This is a genomic window from Candidatus Foliamicus sp. (assembly GCF_965221325.1).
Taxonomy (GTDB): domain Bacteria; phylum Pseudomonadota; class Gammaproteobacteria; order Steroidobacterales; family Foliamicaceae; genus Foliamicus.
In genome coordinates this window covers 1,130,011-1,155,836 of record NZ_OZ244880.1, presented here as the reverse complement: position 1 = coordinate 1,155,836, position 25,826 = coordinate 1,130,011, and the positions used below count along the sequence as shown (strand labels likewise).

General features: G+C 59.3%; 20 protein-coding genes and 2 tRNA genes. 13 read left to right on the top strand and 9 right to left on the bottom strand.

Going from position 1 to position 25,826, the window contains the following annotated elements; translation table 11 throughout:
• Positions 1-5 precede the first annotated feature (5 nt).
• The 7 genes from secD to ACWCOO_RS05210 all read right to left on the bottom strand — a co-directional run bounded on the left by secD (position 6) and on the right by ACWCOO_RS05210 (position 6,812).
• Entirely contained in the window at positions 6-1,847 is a 1,842-nt protein-coding gene (gene secD, locus ACWCOO_RS05240) for a protein translocase subunit SecD (RefSeq protein ID WP_446831899.1), read from the bottom strand.
• 27 nt (positions 1,848-1,874) lie between these two features.
• A complete protein-coding gene (gene yajC, locus ACWCOO_RS05235) occupies positions 1,875-2,207 on the bottom strand; it encodes a preprotein translocase subunit YajC (RefSeq protein ID WP_446831898.1) in 333 nt (110 codons plus the stop codon).
• Between the two features lie 123 nt (positions 2,208-2,330).
• Positions 2,331-3,419, bottom strand: a complete 1,089-nt coding sequence (gene tgt / locus ACWCOO_RS05230; protein WP_446831897.1) for a tRNA guanosine(34) transglycosylase Tgt — start codon at positions 3,417-3,419, stop codon at positions 2,331-2,333.
• A complete protein-coding gene (gene queA, locus ACWCOO_RS05225) occupies positions 3,416-4,444 on the bottom strand; it encodes a tRNA preQ1(34) S-adenosylmethionine ribosyltransferase-isomerase QueA (protein WP_446831896.1) in 1,029 nt (342 codons plus the stop codon). The genes tgt and queA overlap by 4 nt, the downstream gene beginning before the upstream one ends.
• Positions 4,445-4,469: 25 nt before the next feature.
• Positions 4,470-5,501, bottom strand: a complete 1,032-nt coding sequence (locus ACWCOO_RS05220; protein ID WP_446831895.1) for a PDZ domain-containing protein — start codon at positions 5,499-5,501, stop codon at positions 4,470-4,472.
• A 47-nt stretch (positions 5,502-5,548) separates the two neighbouring features.
• Complete coding sequence (locus ACWCOO_RS05215) at positions 5,549-6,208, bottom strand: hypothetical protein (RefSeq protein ID WP_446831894.1); 660 nt, start codon at positions 6,206-6,208, stop codon at positions 5,549-5,551.
• Between the two features lie 10 nt (positions 6,209-6,218).
• A complete protein-coding gene (locus ACWCOO_RS05210) occupies positions 6,219-6,812 on the bottom strand; it encodes an RNA polymerase sigma factor (RefSeq protein WP_446831893.1) in 594 nt (197 codons plus the stop codon).
• 80 nt (positions 6,813-6,892) lie between these two features.
• On the opposite strand from ACWCOO_RS05210, the gene ACWCOO_RS05205 reads away from it, so the two are divergent.
• The 3 genes from ACWCOO_RS05205 to fdxA all read left to right on the top strand — a co-directional run bounded on the left by ACWCOO_RS05205 (position 6,893) and on the right by fdxA (position 7,961).
• Positions 6,893-6,979 (top strand) — tRNA-Leu (locus tag ACWCOO_RS05205).
• Between the two features lie 4 nt (positions 6,980-6,983).
• Entirely contained in the window at positions 6,984-7,592 is a 609-nt protein-coding gene (locus ACWCOO_RS05200; RefSeq protein ID WP_446831892.1) for an NUDIX hydrolase, read from the top strand.
• A 45-nt stretch (positions 7,593-7,637) separates the two neighbouring features.
• Complete coding sequence (gene fdxA / locus ACWCOO_RS05195; protein ID WP_446831891.1) at positions 7,638-7,961, top strand: ferredoxin FdxA; 324 nt, start codon at positions 7,638-7,640, stop codon at positions 7,959-7,961.
• 51 nt (positions 7,962-8,012) lie between these two features.
• Here the strand turns inward: fdxA and ACWCOO_RS05190 are convergent, their stop codons facing one another.
• Both ACWCOO_RS05190 and uvrB read right to left on the bottom strand, forming a co-directional pair.
• Positions 8,013-8,750, bottom strand: a complete 738-nt coding sequence (locus ACWCOO_RS05190; protein WP_446831890.1) for a DsbC family protein — start codon at positions 8,748-8,750, stop codon at positions 8,013-8,015.
• 97 nt (positions 8,751-8,847) lie between these two features.
• The gene (uvrB, locus tag ACWCOO_RS05185; RefSeq protein ID WP_446831889.1) at positions 8,848-10,884 is read right to left on the bottom strand and encodes an excinuclease ABC subunit UvrB; all 2,037 of its coding nucleotides are present in this window, start codon (positions 10,882-10,884) and stop codon (positions 8,848-8,850) included.
• A gap of 75 nt (positions 10,885-10,959) precedes the next feature.
• Between uvrB and ACWCOO_RS05180 the strand changes: the two genes are divergently transcribed.
• The 10 genes from ACWCOO_RS05180 (at position 10,960) to ACWCOO_RS05135 (ending at position 25,771) form a co-directional block, all read left to right on the top strand.
• Positions 10,960-12,144 (top strand): pyridoxal phosphate-dependent aminotransferase, encoded by a 1,185-nt coding sequence (locus ACWCOO_RS05180; RefSeq protein WP_446831888.1) that lies wholly within the window; start codon positions 10,960-10,962, stop codon positions 12,142-12,144.
• A 33-nt stretch (positions 12,145-12,177) separates the two neighbouring features.
• Positions 12,178-12,253: transfer RNA gene (locus ACWCOO_RS05175), tRNA-Asn, on the top strand.
• Between the two features lie 31 nt (positions 12,254-12,284).
• Complete coding sequence (locus ACWCOO_RS05170; RefSeq protein ID WP_446831887.1) at positions 12,285-14,813, top strand: type I restriction-modification system subunit M; 2,529 nt, start codon at positions 12,285-12,287, stop codon at positions 14,811-14,813.
• A 326-nt stretch (positions 14,814-15,139) separates the two neighbouring features.
• On the top strand, positions 15,140-15,316 hold the full coding sequence (locus ACWCOO_RS05165; RefSeq protein ID WP_446831886.1) for a Fic family protein: 177 nt from the start codon (positions 15,140-15,142) through the stop codon (positions 15,314-15,316).
• A 259-nt stretch (positions 15,317-15,575) separates the two neighbouring features.
• Complete coding sequence (locus ACWCOO_RS05160; protein ID WP_446831885.1) at positions 15,576-16,937, top strand: ATP-binding protein; 1,362 nt, start codon at positions 15,576-15,578, stop codon at positions 16,935-16,937.
• Positions 16,938-17,885 (top strand): O-methyltransferase, encoded by a 948-nt coding sequence (locus ACWCOO_RS05155; protein WP_446831884.1) that lies wholly within the window; start codon positions 16,938-16,940, stop codon positions 17,883-17,885.
• A 39-nt stretch (positions 17,886-17,924) separates the two neighbouring features.
• On the top strand, positions 17,925-18,995 hold the full coding sequence (locus ACWCOO_RS05150; RefSeq protein ID WP_446831883.1) for a DNA cytosine methyltransferase: 1,071 nt from the start codon (positions 17,925-17,927) through the stop codon (positions 18,993-18,995).
• An 816-nt stretch (positions 18,996-19,811) separates the two neighbouring features.
• Positions 19,812-21,161: a restriction endonuclease subunit S gene (locus ACWCOO_RS05145; RefSeq protein WP_446831882.1), complete on the top strand. Its 1,350-nt coding sequence runs from the start codon at positions 19,812-19,814 to the stop codon at positions 21,159-21,161.
• Positions 21,151-22,626 (top strand): ATP-binding protein, encoded by a 1,476-nt coding sequence (locus tag ACWCOO_RS05140; protein WP_446831881.1) that lies wholly within the window; start codon positions 21,151-21,153, stop codon positions 22,624-22,626. Before ACWCOO_RS05145 ends, ACWCOO_RS05140 begins: the two co-directional genes overlap by 11 nt.
• The gene (locus ACWCOO_RS05135) at positions 22,619-25,771 is read left to right on the top strand and encodes a type I restriction endonuclease subunit R (protein ID WP_446831880.1); all 3,153 of its coding nucleotides are present in this window, start codon (positions 22,619-22,621) and stop codon (positions 25,769-25,771) included. The genes ACWCOO_RS05140 and ACWCOO_RS05135 overlap by 8 nt, the downstream gene beginning before the upstream one ends.
• Positions 25,772-25,826: the final 55 nt, after the last annotated feature.

Below are 25,826 nucleotides of genomic sequence, written 5' to 3'. Positions count from 1 at the left end.
GCCGGCTAGACCGCCAGGCGGCTCAATCGCCGCCCTCCGTAGATCAGGTTTACGACCGACCGCGTTCCCACGATCGCGGTGAACATCGACCCGAGGATGCCGAGCGACAGCGTTACCGCAAAGCCCTTGATCGGGCCGGTTCCGAAGGTAAACAGCACCAGCGCGGCGATCAGAGTAGTGATGTTGGCGTCGGCGATGGTCACCAGCGCCTTATCGTAGCCGGCGCGGATGCTGGCCTGTGGCGAGTTGCCGTTGCGCAGTTCTTCCCGGATTCGCTCGAATATCAGCACGTTCGCGTCCACCGCCATGCCCACGGTCAGCACGATGCCGGCAATGCCCGGCAGCGTGAGCGCGGCCTGCAGGAGCGACAACAGCGCCACTATGAGCATCATGTTCGCGCCCAGCGCGAGCGTGGCTATCATTCCGAACACGCGGTAGTAGAGACTGATGAACAGCACCACGAGCAGCAAACCCGCAATGATGGCGCGCATGCCCTGATCGATGTTGTCCTGGCCCAGCGACGGCCCCACAGTGCGCTCTTCCACCTTGAAGATCGGCACCTCAAGCGCACCGGCCCGCAACAACAGCGCGAGATCGCGGGCTTCCACGATGTTCAGGCCCGTAATCTGGAAGCGGCTGGAAAACACGCCTCGGATGGTCGCTTCGTTGATCACCTTGCGCTCTTCGCGGACTATGGGTTCACCGCCATCCGTAGCTTGTCCGCGCTTCTTCTCGATAAAAAGCACTGCCATGGGCCGTTGCAGGTTTTCCTGGGTAGCTTCGAGCATCGCGTCCGCACCGCGGCCATCCAGCGCCACGTGTACCGCCGGCTGCCCGTCCTCCGAAAAACCCTGCCGCGCATCCACGAGCTGCTTACCGCCGGCAATCACGGCGCGCCGCAGCAGATAGGGCTGTCCGAGCTCGTCATAGAAAAGTTCGCAGCCGATAGGGGCGCGGCCGAGCCGGGCCGCCTCGAACTGGTTCTCGTCATAGCACACCAGGCGAAACTCCACGGTGGCCGTCGAGCCCAGGATGCGAGAAGCCTGCGCCGGGTCCTGTACCCCGGGAAGCTGCACCACGATACGGTCCAGCCCCTGGCGCTGCACCAGCGGCTCCGCAACCCCCAATTCATTGACACGATTGCGCAGGGTCGTGATGTTCTGGCTAATGGCGTTGTCGCGCAACTCGCGCAGCCGCGCGTCGCCGAGGCTGCCGGTAATCCATGCCGCAGTCCCGTCGAAACCCGACTCGAAGTCGAGTTCGGGCTCCAGTTCGGCGAGCAGATCCTCGGCGCGATCGAGATCATCGGCGTCACGCAGATCCACGCGCACACGGTCATTCTGTGCCTGCACGCTGCGCCGGATGCCGGCGTCGCGGAGCTGCCGGCTGAAGTCGTCCGCATAGCCTTCAACGCGCTGGCGGACCGCTGTCCCGGTATCGACTTCGAACAGGAAATGCACCCCGCCGCGCAAATCAAGGCCCAGATTCATGGGCTTCAGGCCCAAGGCGGCAAGCCACTGCGGTGTGCGCGGCAGCAGTGTGAGCGCCAATACGTACCCGGCGCCTAATTCCTCGCGCAGCAAGTCGCTCGCGCCGAGTTGCGTATCCACAGACGCGAACCGAATCAGAATCGCGTTGTCCTGCTGCTCCACACCAAGGTGCTCGATGCCGGCTACCGAAAGCGCCCTCCGCGCCGCATCGGCCTCCACTTCGCTGATGGCGCTCTCGTCCTCCCTGGAAATCAATACCGCCGGATCGTCGCCGTAGAGATTCGGCAACGCAATCAAGCAGCCGCCGGCAACAGCGATCAGAACGACCAGGTTCTTCCAGAGCGGGTAGCGGTTCATGCGCGCGGGCGCGAAACGCGCCGGGTCTTAGATGCTCTTGATTGTGCCTTTGGGCAGCACCGCGCTGACGCTATGGCGCTGCACCTTTACGGATACGTCCTTGGCCACTTCCAGGGTCACGAATTGCTCCGCCAGGGCGATGACCTTGCCCACCATGCCGCCCGAGGCCAGCACTTCGTCGCCTTCCGCCAGACCGGCCACCAGGGCCCGGTGCTCCTTGTTGCGCTTGCTTTGCGGGCGAATCACCATGAAATACATAACCGCAAAGATCAGCACCATGGTGAAGATCATCGGCAGCATGCTGGGAGACTCGCCCCCTTGCTGGGCCCAGGCGGGAGAAATCAGGATGTCGAGAAGCATGGCGAAGGAGTCCGTTGATGGTTCGTGGCAGGACGAAAATTATCGCATACCCGGCTGCCATTTTTCGCAGGCGACCAAACGCCCTCGCCAAGCGCGTCCAGTCCGCGAAGCGGAAGCAAGCCTTCAGTCGGCGTAGGGAGAAAAACGATCGAGAGTGCCGGCTTCGATAGCGGCTCTCAAGCGCCGCATCAGGTCGAGGTAGAAGTGCAGGTTGTGCAGCGAATTCAGGCGCAAGCCCAGCGTCTCGCCGCAGGCGTCAAGGTGGCGCAGGTAAGCGCGGCTGTAATTCCGGCAAGTCAGGCATTCACAATCCGGATCGACAGGCCCGGAGTCATCTCGGTATCGCTGATTGCGGATGCGCAACACCCCGCGGCGTGTGAACAACTGTCCATTGCGCGCATGACGGGTCGGCATCACGCAGTCGAACATGTCCACCCCCAGCCGCACGGCCGCCACGATATCTTCGGGCTTGCCCACACCCATCAGGTAGCGCGGCTTGTCCACCGGCATCAGCGGCAGCGTCTGCTCCAGCACCGCTTGACGCAAGACCGCGCTCTCACCCACCGAGAGTCCGCCGATTGCCAATCCCGGAAAGCCCAGCTCTTCGAGCATTTCCACGGATTGCTGACGCAATTCGGCGTGCATGCCGCCCTGTACGATGCCGAACACGGCAGCCGGAGTCCCGGAATCCTGCGCCGCGGCCTGGCAGCGTGCTGCCCAACGCATCGAACGCAGCATGGACGTTTCCGCTTCAGCGCGGCCAGCCGGATAAGCCGTGCATTCGTCGAGCACCATATGCACGTCGCTTCCCAACCGCTCCTGCACCTGCATGCAGCGCTCCGGCCCCAAGCGCACCAAAGCGCCGTCGATGGGAGATCGCAATTCCAGCCCTTGTTCGTCAATGCCCTTGCCTTTGGCCAGGCTGAAGGCCTGGAAACCGCCGGAATCGGTGAGTATGGGGGCTTGCCAGCCCGCAAACGCATGCAATCCCCCCAGCTCTTGAATCCGCGCATCGCCGGGCCGCAACATGAGGTGAAATGCATTGGCGAGAATGATCTCCGCCTTCAGTTCCCGCAGGTCTTGCGCGGATACGGCGCGCACCGCGCCATAGGTGCCGACGGGCATGAACGCCGGCGTGTTGACGACCCCGCGCGCAAGGGTAAGCCGCCCGCGCCGCGCTGCGCCGCAGGTTGCACTGACCGTGAACTTCACGCCGCCTCGCTCCGATGTTCCACAAGCATGGCGTCGCCGTAACTGAACAAACGGTAGCGCTGACGCACGGCATGCTCGTAAGCCTTGAGTACGCGCTCCCGTCCCGCGTAGGCGCAGACCAGCATCAGCAGGGAAGATTCCGGAAGATGAAAATTGGTGACCAGCAAATCCACCACCCGAAACCGGAACCCGGGCATGATGAAGAGCCGCGTTTCGCCGGCGTAGGGCTCAAGCTGGCCCTGCCGGGCAGCGGTTTCGAGGGCGCGGACAACCGTAGTGCCCACCGCGCAGACCCGTCCGCCCGCGCGGCGACAGCGCTCGATTCGAGCGCACACCTCGGCGGATACCTGCATCACCTCCGGATGCAGCCGCACGTGCTTTAGCTGGTCGGCGCTGACTGGCTTGAAGGTGCCTGCACCGACATGCAGCGTGATCCTGGCGACCTCGACGCCGCGCTGGCGCAAGGCCTTGAGCAGCTTCTGGCTGAAGTGCAGGCCGGCGGTGGGCGCCGCGACCGCCCCGGGATGGCGGGCGAACACGGTCTGGTATGCCTTGCGATCCCGCGGCGCGTCCGGACGGCGGATATACGGCGGCAGCGGCACATGCCCGTAACGTTTCAGATGCGCATCCACAGCGCGGTCGAACTCCAGCACGAAAAAGGACCCGCGGCGCTCCGTCACGCAGGCCCGCGCTCCACCCTCGAAAAGCAATTCCTGCTTCACGCGCGGGGCGCGGCTGGCCCTTAGCTGCACCAGCGCCCGGCACGGCCCAAGCAGACGCTCCAGGAGCATTTCGACCCTTGCGCCACCCGGCTTGGCGCCGAAAAGCCGCGCCGGAATCACGGACGTGTCGTTAACGACCAGCAAGTCCCCGGGAGCAAGCAGGTCCTGCAAATCCTGGAAGCGCCGGTCCTGCAAAGCGCCTTCCGCCGGCAGATACAGCAGCCGGCTTGCCCCTCTGCGCTCCGCGGGCTGCTGCGCGGTCAGTTCTTCCGGCGCGTTATAGGCGTAGTCCTCGGCTCCCACGCGCGCATTGTAGGGAATGCCCGCATCAGTTGGAGTCTGCCGGAGCTTCCGGCGGCCTGGGTGTGCGCGGCGGTTCCATGGGGCGCAGAGCGGGGCGCCCCCCGAACCCGCGCCCGATGCGCTCGAGCCTTCTTTCGGGCACCTGGAAGCTCACCAATTTGCCGCGTTTGTGCCGCAGGATGTCCAATTGCACCTCTTCGCCGGGCTCATAGGAACGCAGAATGCGCGTGGCATGACGGACGTTCTTGAACTCCCGCCCACCAATCTTGCGAATAACGTCGCCTGCTTCCAAAGGTACATCCTCGTCGTCCGGCTCCCTGACCACCAGCAATCCATGCTCGGCACCAAAATACTCGCCCAGGTCCGGCGTGAGTTCGATGATCTCCAGGCCGCCCAAACGCCGCGCCATATCCGCAAAAGTCAGAGTGTTGGCGCCGCCGCGCCGCATCTGCAGCACGCGCCCCACCTCTCCACCGCCAGGCACCTCCACACGCACATCTACTTCCATGTCTCCATCCGTTCCCCGCCAGCCATTTGCGCTGTTCGCCCATCCCCTGGCGAGTTCTGCCATGCGCGCCCGGGAAAGATATTCCCGAAGCGTACCGTAGGTACCTGTGACAACTTGCGCTTCCGACTCCTGATCGCCCCGCCGGTAACCAATCGTGACTTCGGTACCGGGCTCGACTTCGGTCAACATGCCGCGCAGCTTCTCGTAGGCTTGCTGACCGCTCTCGGCACTCAGCCCTTGGCCGTTGAATGTGATCAACAAGTCGCCGGAGCGCAGGCCGGCCAAGTCGGCGCCTCCTCCCGGCGATACGGACATCACGTTCAATCCGTCAACGGCGCCTTCCGCCCATCCGCCGAGCCCGATGCCCAGCATCGCGCCTCTCTCCCCACCGCGTCCGAATGCCTGCAGTATTTCCTGGGGAGGGGCGAATCGAAGGGCCGGCACGGATGAAGGCGAGCCATCCGCGGCTTCCTCATGCGGGTGCGCAAGCAATTGCAACGGCACTGCAAGCAGCGCCAGCAACGGCGCTAATGCCCAATGTCTAATCATCCTGTCTCCTTGTGATTGGTGGGCGAAACCGTGCCGGTTCCCCGACACTAGAAATCCGCATAAAAATATCCCGCCTGGGCTGCTTCCGCGTGCCGCAGCGAAAACAAATCATCCATCAGCAGCGCCCGCTCGCGCAACAGCAGGCGCGGCACCGATGGATCCTGCGCGTTCAATGAAGCAGGCATCAGCCCTTCATCCAGAATCGCGATCTGATCCTCAAGCTCGGTAGCCAATCCGAATGCGTCCACCTTCAACACTTGTCCCGGCCTTGCAGAATCAACAACCGGGAGTGCCCGCAAGCGCTCCTCCTGAAACTGGGAAAAAGCGATGAGCGCATCCAGATCCATCTCTGCCAGTTCGCTTTCCAAACGCAGCGCAGCAAAGGCCGCGGCATCGTCGGCGGAAGGGAAACTCGCGGCAAGATCGGCTTCCGCAGCCGAATTGTCCGCGCCGTCACCCACCGGCGTACCGGAAAAAATTCCCAGGCTCAGCCGCGCGCCAATCACCGCCACGGCAATTCCCGCAGCGAGCGCCAACCCGCCACCCCAATAGCGCCGCCGTCCGCTGGCCGCCCCAGGCTGGGCAGAATGGCGTTCCAACACGCGCTGCCAAACGCCCGGCGGGGCACTCTGCACCGGCAGAGATCGCAGCGCCGCAGCGATGTCGCTATCGCTTATGGCGCCATGTACGAATGGATTGGTGTTCATCTCAACTCCTTCAGGCGTTCGCCGCCCGGCGCACCGGCGTGTCGTCCAACTCCGGAGCCGGAGCCAGGCGTTCCTTGAGCCGCTTGCGGGCGCGTGCCAATTGGGATTTCGAAAAGCTGGGTGTCTTGCTCATCATGCTGGCAATTTCAGCGTGGGTGAATCCTTCCACATCGTGCAGCCAGACCACGGCGCGAGCGGTGGGCGGGAGACTGTCGAGCGCGGCCTCGATATCGATGGCCAGTTCAGGCGTCTCCCTTGCGGCGGTAATTTCATAGGTTCCTTCATTGCCCACGATCTCCGAGAACAGTTGGCGGCGGCGGGTCCAGGCAGCCCGCAAGTGCATCAGGCAGCGGGAAACGGCGATCCGCCGTATCCATGTGGCCAGAGACGCTTCGCCGCGAAACTTGGCTATGCCCCGCAGCACTTCCACGAAAGTTTCCTGCAGTATGTCCTCCGCTGCCGGGGGCGAGCCGGTCATCCGCAAGGCGAGCGTATAGATCGGGTCGGAAAACTGCCGAAAAATGATTTCGTGCGCCTTCATGTCGCCGCGCTGCGCGCTGCGAACAAATGCCGGATCGATAGTCCTGTTGGCGAAACCCGACATGCCCTTGTAGATGCGACTCCTGCGCCAATGGTTGCATGAATGAAGAGGTAGAGGACACTAGTGTATCCTTCCCCTCCGGCGCCGGGGTGGCGGAATTGGTAGACGCACCGGACTCAAAATCCGGCGGGGTTAAACCCGTGCGAGTTCGAGTCTCGCTCCCGGCACCATTCCATGACGCGCAATGGATTGTCCCTGCGCTCCCGCAACAACATATCCAGGAGCCCTGATTTCGTGCCCGCGCCTCCCAGCAAGTTCTGCGGCCAATGCGGCGCGCCCGTGCAGCAGCGCATTCCCTCCGGCGAAGACCGGACCCGGGAAGTATGCCCCGTCTGCAACTTCGTGCATTACCGCAACCCGATTCCGGTGGTCGGCTGCGTCCCGGAGCATGAAGGACGCATCCTGCTGTGCCGCCGGGCTATCGACCCGCGGCTCGGCTACTGGACCGTGCCGGCCGGATTCATGGAACTGAACGAAACGCTTGCCGAGGGCGCGATCCGTGAAACCCGCGAAGAGGCCTGCGCCGAGGTGCGCCTGGGTGAATTGTTTTCCATTGTGGATCTGCCGGGCGCGGGCCAGGTACACTTTTTCTTCCGCGGCGAATTGCTGGACGGCAAGTACGCGCCGGGGCTGGAGTCGCTGGAGGTGGAGCTGTTCGAGCCGCGCGACATTCCTTTCGAGGACATCGCATTCCGCAGCGGCGTTATCGCCTTGCGCCGCTATCTGGATAGCGAGAGCAACGGCCTGAGCCTGGACACGGTGCCTCCACGCGCGCCGGATTGATATCATTGGCGCATTCAGGCGTAATCTCAGGGAAATCGAACGACAATGACCTTTCTGGTTCTGGAAAGCTGCATCAAGTGCAAGTTGATGGACTGCGTGGAAGTGTGTCCGGTGGACTGCTTTCACGAAGGGCCCAACATGCTGGTGATCGATCCCGAAGAGTGCATTGACTGCACGCTCTGCGAGCCGGAATGCCCGGTGGATGCGATCGTATCGGAGGACGAGATTCCGCCGGGCCAGGAAGATTTCCTGGAACTGAATGCCGAGCTTTCGCAGCAATGGCCGGTCATCACCGAAGCCGGGGAACCGCCGCCGGACGCCGACGACTGGCGCGAAGTAAAGGAAAAGCGACAGTACCTCGAACGCTGAGCCTGCCTCTACGGCCAGCGGGCGGCTATCCGCCCGTGGCGGCGAAAACCGCTAGTCCTCGGCTTCGGCGAGCATGGCCGCCAGGCGCGCCGGCGGCACATAGCCGGGGATCAGCCGCCCATCCGCGGTCAGCAGGGCTGGAGTGCCGGAAAGACCAACCTGCCGCCCCAGGGCGAAATGGCGCTCCACCGCCATCGAGTCGCACTGGCGTTGCGGTACGAAACCGCCGGTCTTGGCCCTGGTGAGGGCCTCCGAACGATTGTCCGCGCACCAGATGGCCTGCATGGTGTCCCAAGTGTCGGAGTCCGGTCCCGAGCGCGGGAATGCAGCGTAACGCACGCCGATGCCCAGACGGTGATACTCGGCCATTTGCTGGTGCAGACGGCGGCAGTAGCCGCAATCGACATCGGTGAACACCAGCACTTCGTGGATAGCCTGCTCCGGGAGAAAGTCGAGCGTGTCCCATTCGTCGAGGCTTCCCATCAGCTCTCGGCGCACCCCGGCGCGGCGCTGCTCGGACAGGTTTTCGCCGGTTGAAACGTCCTCCAGATCGCCCGAGCCCAGAAAGCCGAACCGCCCGGTCGCATCCACATAAGCCAACCGGTAGCCGAAGCGCAATTCGTAGAGGCCGGGTATCGGCGTAACGCGCACATCGTCCACGTTCGCATATTTCTCGCGCAAGTGCTCCATATCCTGTTCCGCATCCTCGCCGACCGCGGAATGGACCACAAGGGGGGCCAGCAACAACAGCGCCGGCGCAATCAGTCGCAAGGTTTTCATACCGATCATCACCACAGGGGCTTGAACCGATTATAGGGGGCGCGACCGCCGCCGGGCCGCGCGCGCAGCACTGACTTGAAAGGCCGGAACTTCGAACGTCGACGCCTCAGGATGCCGCGGACTCGCCGGAGCCCGGAAGGCCCAATCCATCCCGGCGCAGCAGCGTGATTTCGTCGCGCAGCGCCGCCGCCTCCTCGAACTCCAGGTCCTGGGCGTGACGGTACATGCGCTTTTCCAGTTGCTTGATCTTCTTCATCACTTGCTCAGGGCTCAGAGCGCGATAATCCGAAACCGTTTCCGCCACCCGGCGCGCGGTGGTGCGGCGGCGGCGGCCCTTGACCACCGCGCCTTCCATGATGTCGGGCACGTCCTTTTGTATCCCGCGCGGCTCTATGCCGTGCTCGCGATTGAATGCAAGTTGCTTGCGGCGGCGACGCGCGGTTTCCTCCAGCGCGCCCCGAATTGCTCCGGTGCGCCGATCAGCGTAGAGGATGGCCATACCGTTGAGGTTGCGCGCCGCGCGGCCTATGGTCTGAATCAGCGAACGCTCCGAGCGCAGGAATCCTTCCTTGTCGGCGTCGAAGATCGCCACCAGCGACACCTCCGGCATATCCAGGCCCTCGCGCAGCAGGTTGATGCCCACCAGTACGTCGAAGGCTCCCAGCCGCAGGTCGCGAATGATCTCGACTCTTTCCACGGTATCGATGTCGGAATGCAGGTAACGCACGCGCACGCCATGCTCCTCCAGGAATTCCGTGAGGTCCTCGGCCATGCGCTTGGTGAGGGTGGTGATCAGAACCCGCTCCTTGCGTTCGACACGCAGCGCAATTTCGGACAGCACGTCGTCCACCTGTCGCGACGCAGGGCGAATCTCAACATGCGGATCGACAAGCCCGGTGGGGCGCACCACCTGCTCCACCAACAGGTCGGAATGTTCGTGCTCGAACGGGCCGGGCGTGGCCGACACATAGACCGTTTGCGGAGAAATTCTCTCGAATTCCTCGAAGCGCAAGGGCCGGTTATCGAGCGCCGAAGGCAGGCGGAACCCGAACTGCACCAGCGTTTCCTTGCGCGAGCGGTCGCCGCGGAACATGCCGCCCAATTGCGGCAGCGTCACATGGCTCTCGTCAACGAACAGCAGAGCGTTGGCGGGAACGTAGTCGAACAGACACGGCGGCGGCTCGCCCGCCTGCCGGCCCGAAAGGTAGCGGCTGTAATTTTCGATGCCCGTGCAATAGCCCACCTCCAGCATCATCTCGATATCGAAGAGCGTGCGCTGTTCAAGGCGTTGCGCTTCCACCAGGCGCTGCTCGGCGCGCAGCGCACTCAGGCGTTCGCGTAATTCGCGGCGGATCTTTTCCACTGCGCCTTCCAGGGTTTCGCGCGGTGTAACGTAGTGGGTCTTGGGATAGATCGTGACTCGTGGAACGCGGCGTCCCATTTCGCCGGTGAGCGGATCGAAGTAGCGGATATCCTCCACTTCGTCATCGAACAATTGCACCCGCACCGCTTCGCGTTCCGCCTCGGCGGGAAACACGTCCAGAATGTCGCCCCGCACCCGGAAGGTGCCCTGCCGAAGCTCCGCCTCGTTGCGGGTGTATTGCAGATCCGCAAGCCGTCGCAACAGGTCGCGCTGGTTCACCCGGTCGCCGCGCACCAGGTGCAGAATCATCTGGAAATAGGCGTCCGGATCACCGAGCCCGTATATCGCCGACACGGTGGCCACCACGATGGTGTCCTTGCGTTCCATCAGCGCCTTGGTGGCCGACAGCCGCATCTGCTCGATGTGGCTGTTGATGGAAGCGTCCTTCTCGATGTAGGTGTCCGTGGACGGAACGTAGGCTTCGGGCTGATAGTAGTCGTAGTACGACACGAAATACTCGACCCGATTGCGCGGAAAGAAATCGCGAAACTCGCCGTAGAGCTGCGCCGCCAGCGTCTTGTTGGGCGCCAGCACCAGAGCCGGACGCTGCTGACGGGCCACCACGCTGGCCAGAGTGTAGGTTTTCCCCGAGCCGGTCACACCCAGCAGCGTTTGCCGCGCAAGGCCGGCCTCCAGACCTTCGCACAAGGCATTCACAGCCTGGGGCTGATCGCCGGACAACTGAAAGTCCGCTTGCAGGTCGAATCGATCCGCCGCCATGACCGCACTCTAGCATCCCGGTCGGCCTGTCGCCGCCGATAAAATAACAACCTCGCAGCGCCACCGAGCCTTGTCATGACCGCCATCCAGCTTTCCGAACGCGCCCAGCGGGTCAAACCTTCCGCAACCATCGCGATTTCGTCCCTGGCCCAGGAGTTGCGGGCAACAGGCCGGGATGTCCTCAGCCTGAGTGCAGGCGAACCCGACTTCAATACACCCGAGCATGTTCGCGCGGCGGCCGTAGCGGCGATGGAATCGGGCGAGACCCGCTACACCGCAGCCGACGGCACGCCGCAACTGAAGCGCGCCATATGCACCAAGTTCGCGCGCGACAATCAACTCGAATTCGAGCCCGCGCAGATTTCGGTCGGGGCCGGCGCCAAGCAGGTGCTTTTCAATGCCTGCGCATCGCTGCTGAACCCAGGCGACGAGGCGATCATCCTGGCGCCGTACTGGGTGTCCTATCCCGACATGACGATGTTGTGCGACGGCACGCCGGTGATCGTGTCCGCCGGCATCGAAAACGGCTACAAGGTCACGCCGGAGCAGATCGAATCGGCAATCACCGACCGCACCCGGATGCTGTTCTTCAACACCCCGAGCAACCCCACGGGAGTGGCCTATACGCGGGCGGAACTCGAGGCGCTAGGCGAGATGCTTGCCGCGCACGAGCGGGTCGTGGTGGTATCCGACGACATCTATGAGCACATCTACTGGGGCGGTGCGCCCTGGCTCACGCCGGCACAGGTGTGGACGGACATGCGCGACCGGATCGTCACGGTGAACGGCGTTTCCAAAGCCTACGCGATGACCGGCTGGCGCATAGGCTACGCGGGCGCCAATGCAGACCTGGTGACCGGCATGCGCAAGCTTTGCAGCCAGACCACGGCCAATCCATGCAGCATTTCGCAGGCGGCCGCGGTGGCTGCCCTGGAGGGCGATCAGTCGCCGCTCAAGGTCATGCGGAACGCCTTCCAGCAACGCTACGAGTATCTCTACCAAGCGATAATCGCCATGCCCGGCCTGCGCTGCGCGCCAACCCAGGGCGCCTTCTACCTGTTCGCCGACGCCCGCGAGGCTATTGAGGCCAAAGGCCTGGCGAATGACACGGAACTGGCCGAACTGATCCTGTCCGAAGCCGAAGTGGCGCTGGTGCCGGGAACGGCTTTCGGCGCCGAGGGCCACCTGCGGTTTTCGTTCGCCTGCGGCATGGACGACCTCAAGGAGGCCGTGCGCCGCCTCGGCCATTTGCTCGCTTGAAAAACCCCATTGCGGCTAAAATCGCGCGGCGCTTCCCCGGTAGCTCAGTAGGTAGAGCGGTTGGCTGTTAACCAATTGGTCGCTGGTTCGAGTCCGGCCCGGGGAGCCATCCTTCCCCCCGGCGGACGCCGCGGTAAGAGATGGCGCTGAAGAAATCGCAGCTCTACTCGTCGCTCTGGCAAAGCTGCGATGAACTGCGCGGCGGCATGGATGCATCGCAGTACAAGGACTACGTGCTGACGCTCCTGTTCATGAAGTACGTCTCGGACAAGTACGCCGGAGACCCGAACGCGCTGATCGAAGTGCCGACCGGCGGCGGCTTCGTCGACATGGCCAAGCTCAGGGGCGACAAGGAGATCGGCGACAAGATCAACAAGATCATCGCCCGTCTCGCCGAAGCCAACGAGCTCAAGGGTGTCATCGACCAGGCCGATTTCAACGACGAGAGCAAGCTCGGCGCCGGCAAGGAAATGCAGGACCGGCTCTCCAAGCTCGTCGCCATTTTCGAAGATCTCAACTTCCGCGCGAACCACGCCGCTGGCGACGACTTGCTCGGTGACGCCTACGAGTATCTGATGCGCCACTTCGCCTCCGAATCCGGCAAGAGCAAGGGACAGTTCTACACGCCGGCGGAGGTTTCCCGGATTATGGCCCGGGTAGTGGGCATAGGTGCCGACACCCGCCAGGACCAGACAATTTACGACCCGACCTGTGGCTCGGGCTCGCTGTTGCTCAAGGCGGCTGATGAAGCGCCCGGCGGCATCAGCGTCTATGGTCAGGAAATGGACAATGCCACCTACTCGCTGGCGCGGATGAACCTCATCCTGCACGGCCATGCGACGGCAGAGATTAAGCGTGGCAATACCTTGGCCGCCCCGCAGTTTAAAGAAAACCAGAACGGCAGTCTCAAAACCTTCGACTTCGCCGTCGCCAATCCACCCTTCTCGACCAAGGCATGGTCCAACGGGCTTGATCCGGAAAACGACGAGTACCGGCGTTTCGCCTACGGTGTGCCGCCGGCCAAGAACGGTGACTACGCCTTCCTGTTGCACCTGATCACATCACTCAGGAGTGGCGGCAAGGGCGCCATTATTCTGCCTCACGGTGTACTGTTCCGCGGCAACCGCGAGGCCGATATCCGCCGCAAGCTTGTCGAGCGCGGTTTCATCAAGGGCGTGATCGGCTTGCCCGCCAACCTCTTCTACGGCACCGGTATCCCGGCCTGCATCCTGGTCATAGACAAGGAACACGCCGCCACCCGCAAGGGCATTTTCATGATCGACGCGAGCCGAGGATTCACCAAGGACGGCGCCAAGAACCGCTTGCGCGAGCAGGACATACACCGCATCGTGGACGTGTTCGAACGGCAATGCGACGAACCGGGCTATGCGCGCATGGTGCCGACGACTGAGATCTCGGCGGCCGCCAACGATTACAACCTCAATATCCCCCGCTATATCGACGTCAGCGACCCCGAGGATCTGCACGACCTTGATGCGCATTTGCGGGGCGGCATTCCCGAGCGAGACGTGGATGCGCTGGCCGCTTACTGGGATGTGTTCCCCACGCTACGGGAAGCCCTGTTTACGGAGAACAGCCGCGCCGGATATTGCGATACCCGGCTCGAAACACGGCAGATAAAACCCGCCATCCTGGAACATGATGAATTCGCATCCTACAAGGCGCGTGTTGCTGATATTCTTGAAGAATGGCGCGCGACACACGAACCGAGTCTTCGGGAAATCGGTCGCGATGCCCATCCGGGAAGGCTCATCAAGGACCTGTCTGAAGACCTGCTAAAACGCTTCACCGACCTGCCCTTGCTTGATCCCTACGCCGTTTATCAGCGCCTAATGGACTACTGGGGCGAGGTCATGCAGGACGATGTTCACCTGGTGGTTGCCGATGGTTGGCAAGTTGGAAGGACAGTTCGGCTTGCGGTCAAGAAGGAAACACCGGACTTCGTGATCAAGAGTTCCAAGTACGTTGGTGAGCCTGTCCCGGCGGCTTTGGTGATTGCCCGTTTCTTTCATCGGGAAGAAAAAAATCTGCTCAGAATTCAGGAAAAAGTTGCCGAACTTAAGTCAGTCAGAGAAGACTTCGAAGAGCAGCATGGCACTGAAGATGGTGCGTTGGAGGGCCTTGAGGGTAAGTCCGGAATCACCAAAACTAACGTTCAGAAACGAGCAATTGAACTTAGGGACGCGATCCTACAAGCGTATCCAGAAGGGAGTATCGAGCACGAGCAGGCCCAATCGATCACCAAGTCAACATTTGGTAACCGCGACTGGAGCAAAGGAATCAAGGACAAGGAAGCCCTATTCCCGGAAATCGACACCCTCTACGATTACCTCGGTTTGATGAAACGCGAAAGGGATGCAATTCGGGATCACAAGCAAGCCCAGAATCGACTCAATCACTCGGTGTACTCAAGATATGTGCAGCTCACGGAAGCAGAGATCAAGACGCTATTGATCGAAGACAAGTGGCTAGCCAGCATAGTCGCCGCCGTCGAAGTCGAGGTGGAAAGCTTGACCCAGCAACTCGCCTCGCGCATCCAGGCGCTCGAAGTGCGCTACGCCAACCCGCTGCCGGAACTTGAGGGCCAGGTCGCCAAACTCAGCGCGAAGGTAGAGGAGCATTTGCGGCGCATGGGATTGCCGACATGAACGGAGAAACGCTCTCCGAGCTCAGAAGGCCGCTCTTCTGTGCAAAGTTCTACCGCATGGAGCTGGTCGAACAGATCGGCAGCGGCATCCTCCGTATCTTGGAATTGTGCCGCGACCACCGGGGCTCAAACCGCGGGTTGAAGTTACCGAAGACTGGGTGGCGACAACATTTCCGCGACAGGTTCAACACGACGAGCATCTTGGTGCCTGGGAGGCACATGGCAAATGGAAACCCAATACCGGGTAGAGTCTGGCAAGTTGGGACCAAGTCGGGACCAAGTCACAATAGTTCGTAACTGTCTGAAAAAAAAGCGATCAGAGATCTGATGCAGATGTTCGGCAGAAGCAATCGTGCCAAGTTCCGGGACCAAGTCCTCACACCTTTAGCGGACGCCGGATGGCTTGAGATGACCATCCCCGAAAAACCCCGCAGCAGCAAACAGAAGTACCGACTGACCCCCAAGGGCCGGAAATTGCGCGCACATTTGAGGACAGGCGAATGAACTTGGCGTACCCAAGATTAACGAATAGGCTTACCTCCCTCATGAGTGGATCGAGCGAGTATAAGGAACGCCAGGCGCACCTGCCGCAGGAACCCGAACTCCGAGTATCCGACTTCGGAACTGGGTTGGGGATCATTGCGGTGGACGTGTCTACGTCACCAATTACGGTTAATTCTCCGAGACACCGACTTGGATTTCTGAGGTGGTTGAATCCGATTGGAAACATTGATTCTGTTGCAGTGGAAAGAGGAGTTATTCGATGAACACACCCGGTATGCAGAAAGCTAGCGCAGATCCAACCAAGCGTTTCTTTGTGGAGATGATTACGAGAGACATCACGCTTGAGGACAGCATACTCGACCTGATTGACAACAGCGTAGACAGCGCGTGGCGGAACTCCGGCAGTCCCCCATTGACTCTTGATGACAGTACCGACTTATCGCAGTTTTCGATTTCTATCTTCGCGTCTGAAAGTTCATTCAGTATTCGCGACAACTGCGGTGGGATGACACTCGACGATGCTGTCAACCACGCGTTCAATTTCGGACGGAGATCGGACGTCCAATCAGACGAATACAGTATTGGCGTCTATGGCATTGGGATGAAACGCGCCATCTTTAAGATCGGTCGGCAGATATGTATCCGCAGCACATTTGTCGAAAACGATGGCTTAAGAATGGCTTTTTCAGTGCCCATTGACGTAACCAAATGGATCGAAAGCGACGACCCACCTTGGGATTTCGAAATCGACGAATGCGAGTTGCAAGAAGAGAATGGGGTAATTGTCGAGGTCAAGAAATTGACGTCTGGAGCCGCTGCTTCGTTTGCCAATCCCGCCTTCATCAGGCGATTGGAGCGCATGATTGCTCGGGACTATGCTCTCCACATGGAGCGCGGGCTGAATATAAGAGTAAACGACAAAAGAATCCCCGGCGCACGAATGGAGCTCCTTCAGAGCCATGAGTTCGTTCCCATGCGAGAACACTACGATGACAAGTCTGTAAGCGTGGAAATCGTCGGCGGAATGGCCCAACGGCCTCTGGAAGGGTCGGAGCCGGAGGACATTGATTCCAGCAGCCGTGAATACGATAGGTTCGGCTGGTACGTAGCTTGCAATGGGCGTATTGTACTCGCCGCGGACAAGACCACCGTCTCCGGTTGGGGATTAGACAACTGGCCAAAGTGGCATCCCCAATACGCCGGGTTCCTTGGCATTGTTGTTTTTTCCGCGCGCGACGCGAGCGCTCTTCCTCTTACAACGACTAAGCGAAGCGTCGATGTAACATCTGATGTATTCCTACGCGCCCGACCTAAGATGAGAGAGCTAACGAAACGGTGGACCTCCTACACTAATGAGAGAAAGCAAGCTCTCGACGAGGCGAAAGGCAAGGAAAGGATGGCGGATGCAGTACCTATCGGGCAGGTAAAGCGCAGAGCCGAAGTTACGTTGCCTAATTTAATTCCCGTTTCAAAACCACGCATGTCCCATGTCAACTATTCGGTAACAACTGAGAGAATGAAGAACTTGGCCATCGCGCTTGGGAAGAGCACTATGACCAACCGCAATGTAGGCATTAAGTCGTTCGACTACACCTACGACGACTTGGTGGGAGGCGAGTAAATGGCATCATTCGATACCGTGAATTATGGACTTCGGCCTAGCAAGAGCATTCAGCGACAGCTCGTCTTCGACGGCATTCGATTGCTTTTTAAATGGTTGGATGTGCAGGGTGCTTTGTATGTTGGATTTGGTTCAATCTGGTTTGTCGATTTTGTAATGGCTCACAAGATTCTCTCAATCGACGACATGATTTCTATCGAAAAGGACGAAGTTGGATACCTACGCGCCCAATATAACTCACCTTTCGCAACCGTAGAAGTTCGCCGAGGTATATCAAGTAAGGTTCTCACGTCGCTTTGTCAAGACGAAGAGCTCGCCTCGCGGCCTTGGGTCCTCTGGCTTGACTACGACGGGTACTTCGACGAGTGCGTAAATGACGACCTTCGGCTTATTATTGAAAAAGCACCACCGAACTCAGTTGTTCTCACGACTTTCAACGCCCATGAGAAAAGCTATGGCACGGCAAGGGAGCGACCGGAAAGATTAAAGGATCTGTTTGGCGAAGTCGTTCCTGAGGACTTGACCAGGGAACAGTGCAAGGGCGATGGAATGCAGCGAACGCTGGCAAGCCTTGCCACGAAATTCATGAAGGCAGTGGCTCTTGACGCTAGGCGGCCGGGAGGATTCGTGCCGGCGTTTCGGATTGTGTATCGCGATTCTGCGCCTATGGTAACTGTGGGTGGCGTTCTTCCAGAGGCACCAAAGCAAGGGAATATATGGCAAAGAATAAGTGACTCGGACTGGCAGTGCCAACCGACTGAAGTCATCGCCGCACCTCACTTGACAATCCGTGAGGTAATGGCATTGCAATCAACTTTGCCAAATCCAGGGGGACTAACGCGAAAACGAGTCAAAGAGTTGGGATTCGATCTTGAAGAAGATCAGATTCAAGTCTACGAGCGTTACTATCGGGAGTATCCTTCGTTCGCAGAAGTAGTGAAATGGTAATTCCGAAATTGTCAACGCTGGCCATCGCGGACAAACGAGGTGAGTGAACCCCGCGCGCCACGGGTTGTAGATCTATTCGCAGGGGCCGGAGGACTCTCTTTGGGAGCCAAGCATGCTGGGTTTGAAGTGGCGGCGGCCCTCGACAATGATCCCGTTTTGACGTATTCATTCCGCGTCAATTTTGAAGGCACGGACGTAATCACTCAAGACCTGTCAACCGTCTGCGGGAATGCGGTTCGTGCCTCGGTGGGAGGACACTTAGACGGGATTGTTGGCGGACCTCCATGCCAAGGCTTCAGCGCAATTGGCAAACGAAATGCCAACGATCCACGCCGAGACCTACTTCGAGATTTCTTCCGCATTGTCCGCGACGCGAATCCGGGTTTCTTTGTGATGGAGAACGTCGTGGGGCTCGGGTATGCAGACGCTCGGGGGGTCTTGGATGAAAGCTTGCGGCTCGTCGGGGAGAAATACGCCATCTATGGACCAAAGATACTAAATGCCGCGGATTTCGGGGCCGCCACTAGCAGGTCTCGTTTGTTCGTGATCGGCATTCACAAAGACCACGGAGAACCTCTTTCAGACAAGGATTTCGAGGTATTGCGTCGGCCAGCCGCAACTGTCAAAGCAGCGATTTTCGACCTAATGGGTGCAATTCGATGCGAAGACCGAGATGGATTCGACTATTGGAAAATAACCCGTAAAGGGAATTGCTGCGACTACGCAAGACGGCTACGGTCCAAGGGGGGGCATTTTTCAGGGAATCTGCGAACAGCACATTCTAAGCGGGTTGTCGAACGATTCCTGGCGATCCCACAGGGCAAGATGGACCCAATAGGACGTCACCCAAGGTTGATGTGGTCAAGTCAGGCTCCTACGCTCAGAGCTGGCACTGGTCCGGATCGGGGGTCATTTCAATCCGTCAGGCCCATCCATCCAGACCAGCCTCGTGTGATTACCGTCAGAGAAGCAGCAAGACTGCAAGGATTTCCCGATCATTTTCGTTTTCATCCGACGATCTGGCACTCGTTCCGTATGATCGGCAACAGCGTCTGCCCGATAATGGCTCAGGCCATATTTCGTGCAATTCGGACAAAGGTTGGCGCTTGACAAGTCGGAGTAGTAGCGACAGCAAGGGCATTTCGTTCATACGCCCCTTGATGTTCCAAGTCATAACGCAGTCCATATACCCTGGCGCTAGTTGAATGACGTTGTATGTGAAGACGATGCTGGGATGGCTCTTGAGCGTGTGAATCAAAGCGTCCGCCTGTATTTGCATGTAAGAAGGACACTCGACAACAGCGAGGAACTCGTTTTCGACAATGCGCACCTGTCTTCTTCGTTAAGGAATTTGATGTTTTTGAATCCGAATGTCGTAGCAATCAAATGCCACTCTTCAAGCAAGGCTTTGTGCAGGAGCTTTTGCGAGTCAGACATGGCTGAGCATCCCTGATGCGAAGAAGAAAGTGTGACCAGATAGGCGCATGACTCCGACTATCCGCCTTCAGCGCTCCATCACAATCGACTCCAGATACTGCCACGCCCGGAATCCATGTAACCGAACACCCACCCATCGGTGCGAGTACCATTCGAATCTTTGAATTTGGTATTTTCGGCCAATTGGCGTTAGCTGCCAGCGACACATTGGAAGAAACTGCATGGCCGAGCACCCCAATTCCGCGAGGAGCGGGTCTTGAGGGAATCGCCAACACACCCACAACCAGAGGGCATCGCCCGACCTGCGCAGCACCGTCTGTCGCGGCTTCGGACCAGCCCCCCTGCCTTATTGGCACCGCCGCAAGCGGGGAACAAGACTGCTAAGAAGACTTGGAGGGAGAGACTTCCGTTCACTCCGATTGAGGCGTCCCTGAGTGAGACCCGACCTCAATCATCCAAGCTTGCCAAGCATACAAGAGGCTGACAACTGTGCCTGAAAAGCTTTCAAGTGTAGCGCCAACCTCAACCACTGACCACAAGAGTGCAGAGGAATTGCCTATTGGCTACAAGCGTACGAAGGTTGGAGTGATTCCAGAGGACTGGGATCGCGTGACCATTGGAGATGTTGCTAAAGTGAAAGGAGGCAAGAGACTCCCGCCGGGCTTTCGTCTTGTCGACTCACCCACTTCGTTTCCGTATATCCGAGTCACGGATATGTTTCCCGGAGGTGTAGCTCAAACGGAGATCAAGTACGTGCCAAAGGCAGCATTTCCGGCGATAAAAGATTACCGTATCAGCAGCGAAGACATCTTTATCAGCGTCGCTGGAACTCTTGGGATCGTTGGTGTTGTACCTGCGTTCCTAAGTGGTGCAAATCTTACCGAGAATGCGGACTGCATCACCAACATCACTTGTAACCGCGACTACTTGATGTATTGGCTGATGTCGTCGTCAATTCAAAAAACCATCGAATCGATAAAGACGGTTGGCGCCCAACCGAAGTTAGCCTTGCAGCGTGTTGCTGCGTTTGAAATAGCGGTACCCAAAACCACTGATGAACAACTCGCTATTGCCAGAGTGCTGTCGGATGTGGATGGGCTACTCGAAGTGCTGGAGGCGCTGATCGCCAAGAAGCGCGCCATCAAACAAGCCACCATGCAACAACTCCTCACCGGCAAAACCCGCCTGCCAGGCTTCAGCGGGGAGTGGGAAGTTATCCAGCTGAAAACGTTGGGAGAATTTTCAAAAGGCCAAGGCATCACTCGCAGTGAATTATGCGAGGAAGGCGTCCATTGTGTGCGATATGGCGAACTGTATACGATGTATTCAAATTATGTCTCAGATTTAAATTCTCAAATTCCAGATCACGTAACAAATACAGCATTGCCCATTGCCAACGGCGATCTATTGTTTGCCGCTTCAGGAGAGACGCCTGAAGAGATTGGAGTATGCGTTGCATACATTGGCCCCAAAACCGCATACGCTGGCGGAGACATAATAGTTTTGGGAACTTCCGGTCAAGACGCAGTTTTCCTTGGACATCTTTTGAATGCCCCTGACGTAGTAAGGCAAAAATCCAGGATGGCGCAAGGCGATGCTGTTGTTCACATTCGCAGTGTCCATCTCGGATGCATAGAAATTTCGCTTCCTGCGCTTGACGAACAATGCGCCATTGCCGAAGTACTCTTCGACATGGACTCCGAAATAACCGCGCTCGAACAGCGCCGCGACAAGATGCGCGCTATCAAACAGGGCATGATGCAGCAACTGCTCACGGGGCGGATTCGCCTGCCGCTGACCGACCCACATTCGCAGGACGACAAGTCCCATGCCGCCTGAAACCCAGAACATCGAGTGGAAGTCGTCTTGGCGGGACGAATACCTGAAGTGGATTTGCGGCTTCGCCAACGCCCAAGGAGGCGTGCTCGAAATCGGCAAGAATGATCGGGGCGAGATCGTCGGCGTGAAAAATCCGCTGCGGCTGCTTGAGGAAATCCCCAACAAGGCGCTGTCGCTGCTCGGCATCGTGGTGGACGTGAATCTGAAATCGGAAGCCGGCGGCGAATACTTGGAAATCGCGGTCGATCCCTACCCCAACGCGATCAGCTACAAGGGCGAATTCCACTATCGAAGCGGCAGCACCAAGCAAGTGCTCACCGGTGCGTCGCTCAGCCGTTTCCTGCTGCAAAAGTACGGGCGGACTTGGGACGATGTGCCGCTGCCGGGCGTCGGCCTGAAGGATTTGGACGGGCGCGCCTTCGACGGATTCCGCCGGCGCGGCGCGAGCAGTGAGCGCTTGCCGCCGAGCATCCTTGACGAGCCCGACGAAGCCGTCATCGAGCGACTGCAATTGCGCGAAGCGGGCATGCTCAAGCGTGCCGCTGTTCTGCTGTTTCACCCGACACCGCATCGGCACGTGATGGAAGCCTATGTCAAGATCGGTTATTTCCGCGGCGCGAATTTGCTGTATCAGGATTTGATCGAAGGCGACCTGTTCACGCAAGTCGACCAGACGATGGACCTGCTGTACACCAAGTACACGCGCGCCTTGATTTCCTACGACGGCATCTATCGCGTGGAAACCCTTCCGGTGCCGCGCGAAGCCATGCGCGAAGCGATCATCAACGCCATCATTCACCGCGATTACGCCAGCCCCACCACCATCCAGATTCGCGTTCACGACGACCGAATCGCCATCTGGAACGCGGGACGGTTGCCACCCGATTGGGTCGCCGAGCAACGCGCCGGAAAGCTCTCGTCAAACCCGCACAATCCCAGAATCGCCTACACATTCTTCCGGGCCGGCATGATCGAAGCTTGGGGACGCGGCATTCGTCAAATCGTCGAATTATGCAGGGATGCAGGCAATCCCGCGCCGGAGTGGGTGCCGCAAGCGACCGGCGAGGGACTTTGGCTGAGCTTCCCGTTCTCGGCGGAATACCAAGCCGCCGATGCTGAAGCCCGCGGCGCGGGCCACGACGCCACTGCCCAGAAAGCAGGGGTGCAAGTTGAGGACCATACTGGGGTGCAAGCTGCGACCACCTCTCGGAAAACTAGGGAGAAAACTAGGGAGAAAACTAGGGAGAAAACTAGGGAGAAAACTAGGGAGAAAACTAGGGAGAAAATCCTCGCGCTGGTGGCGGCGAATCCAGCGATAACCGCTAGGCAGATGGCGGAGAAAATTGGCATCACCCGGAAGGGAGTCGAGTGGCAGCTGCGAACGCTCAGGGAAGCCGGAAAGCTGCAACGCATCGGGCCGGACAAGGGTGGGCGGTGGCACGTGGTCGAGGATGGCGATGAGTAGCAATGTCGGCCAACGCGAAATCCGCACCCAGCAACGCGTCGTCGCGTTCCTGCGGGACTCCCTCGGCTACCGGTATCTCGGCAATTGGCAGGACCGCGACGACAACAACAATATCGAAGATTCATTGCTCAGCGTCTGGCTTAAGCGCCAAGGGCACAGCCCCACGCTTATCACCAAAGTGCTGGACCGCTTGCGCAAGGCGATAGGGCTCGGCGGCAGCCCGACGCTTTACGACGCCAACCGCGAGTTCTACGGCCTGCTGCGCTATGGCGTGAAACTGCAACCCGAAATCAATGCGCTAACCGAAACCGCGTGGCTGATCGACTGGAAAGACCCCGACAACAACGACTTCGCCTTCGCCGAAGAGGTCACCGTCTCCGGAACTAACAACAAGCGGCCGGACATCGTGATCTACGTCAACGGCATTGCGCTGGGCGTGCTGGAGTTGAAGCGATCAACGGTATCGGTAGCCGAGGGTATCCGCCAGAATCTGGACAGCCAAAAGCCGGAATTCATCCGCGCTTTCTTCGCTACCGTTCAGCTCCTCCTAGCCGGAAACGAGACGGAAGGACTGCGCTACGGCGTGATCGAGACGCCCGAGAAGTACTGGCTGCGTTGGAAGGAAGCAGATGCCCGTCCCGAAGCCGGTGACAACTCGCTGCTGCGGGAACTCGGTCAGCTTTGCGCTAAGAAAAGGCTGCTTGAGATCGTCCACGATTTCATCGTCTTCGACGCGGGTACCAAGAAAATCTGCCGCCACAACCAGTATTTCGGGGTGCGGGCCGCAAGGAAGCGCGTGAGTCGCCGCGAAGGGGGCATTATCTGGCATACCCAGGGCAGCGGCAAGAGCCTGACAATGGTCTGGCTGGCGAAGTGGATTCGCGAGCATGTGGCCGGTGGCCGGGTGCTGATCGTCACCGATCGCACCGAGTTGGACGCCCAGATTGAGCAGGTCTTCAAGGGCGTCGACGAGGACATCCACCGCACGACCAGCGGGGCCAACCTCGCGCGTGTGCTCAACTCCGCCGAGGAATGGCTGATCTGCTCGTTGATCCATAAATTCGGCGCGCGCGACGAACCAAGCAAGAAGGATATAGACGACTACGTCAATTCGATCAAAGCTAATTTGCCCGAGGCATTCAAAGCCAAGGGCGAGATGTTCGTGTTCGTCGACGAGTGCCACCGCACACAGTCAGGCAGGCTTCATCAGGCCATGAAGGTGCTTCTTCCCGAGGCGACGCTCATAGGCTTCACGGGTACGCCGCTGCTCAAGGCTGACAAACAGCGCAGCATCGAGACCTTCGGACCTTACATCCACAACTATAAGTGCGATCAGGCAGTGACCGATGGCGTGGTGCTTGATCTGCGCTACGAGGCGCGTGACATCGATCAAACACTAACTTCTCAGGTGAAGATCGACCAATGGTTCGAGGCCAAGACTGGCGCCCTGACGGACCTCGCCAAGGCGCAACTCAAGCAACGTTGGGGCACTATGCGTAGCGTCCTGAGTTCACAGGATCGTCTGCAGAAGATCGTCGCCGAGATCGTGTTCGACATGGAAACCTGCGATCGCCTGAAGAGCGGACGCGGTAACGCGCTTCTGGTTTCCGAAAGCATCTATTCGGCGTGCCGGCTCTATGAGATGTTTCAAAAAACGGCGCTGGCGGAAAAGTGCGCCGTCGTCACTTCCTACCGTCCGGCGCCGGCGAATATCAAGGGAGAGGAAACCGGCGAAGGGCTCACCGAAGAGCTGCGCAAGCACGATATCTATCGCAAGATGCTGGCGGCGCATTTCGACGAATCCGAAGACTCGGCGATGCATAAGATCGAACGTTTCGAGCAGGAGGTGAAAAAGCGCTTCGTAGAAGAGCCGGGGCAAATGAAGCTCCTCATCGTGGTGGACAAGTTGCTTACCGGGTTCGATGCCCCGCCGGCAACGTATCTTTACATCGACAAATCGATGCGCGACCACGGACTCTTTCAGGCGATCTGCCGCGTCAACCGCTTGGATGGCGAAGACAAGGAGTACGGTCACATCATCGACTACAAGGACCTCTTCCGGTCGCTGGAGCAGTCGATCTCGGACTATACGGGCGAAGCATTCGAGGCTTTCGACCAAGAGGACGTGAAAGGTTTGCTCAAGGACCGGTTGCGGCTGGGCCGCGAGCGCCTTGAAGAAGCGCGCGAGGCGGTGAAGGCGCTGTGTGAGCCGGTTGAGCCACCCTGCGACTCAGCAGCCTACCTGCGTTACTTCTGCGCGCGGGAAAGCGGCAATACCGAACAACTCAAGAACAACGAATCGAAGCGCCTTGAGTTGTACAAGCTCACTGTCAAACTGCTACGAGCCTACGGCGACCTGGCGGGCGAAATGGTTTCGGCCGGGTATTCCCAATCCGAGGTGCGGACCGTCAAGCACGAGGTGGACCACTACGAAAAAGTGCGGTCGGAGGTCAAGCTGGCCAGCGGCGATTACATTGATCTCAAAATGTACGAGCCGGCGATGCGGCATTTGCTCGATATGTACATCCGCGCAGAAGATAGCGTGAAACTGTCCGCGTTCGACGACTTGCCGTTGGTGCGGCTCCTCGTCGAACGCGGTGAGGCCGGGCTCACCGAGCTGCCGGACGGCATCCGCGGCAGTAAGGAGGCCATGGCCGAGACCATCGATAACAACGTGCGCCGCGTCATCATCGACAAGTCCGCGGTCAATCCGAAGTATTACGAAAAAATGTCGAAACTTCTGGATGCCCTGATCCAGGAGCGCAAGCAGCAGGCGATTGAATACAAGCAATATCTTGCAAAAGTTATAGAACTCTGCAAAAAGGTAAGCAATCCCGGCGCCAGCGCATCCGCGCCTTATCCGCCAGGCATCGACGGCGCACCGCTAAGAGCGCTTTACGATAACTTGGAGGGCCTCAAGGCTTGCGAGGTGCGAGAACCGTCACCGCCAGGTAGTGGCGCCGACCAGCGTACCGCCATGGCGCTGGCCTTGGATAAGGCCGTATGCGAAGTCAAGAAGGCCGATTGGCGGGGAAACACGTTCAAGGAGCGCGAAGTGCGAAACGCTATCAGGTCGGCGCTTGACAGAAACAAACATCTCACCAACGTTATCTTCGAGATCGTCAAGGCACAGCATGAATATTGACACGAAACGCGACCGAACGCGGGCAGCGGAAACGCCTGCGACGGCCCGTCGCGTC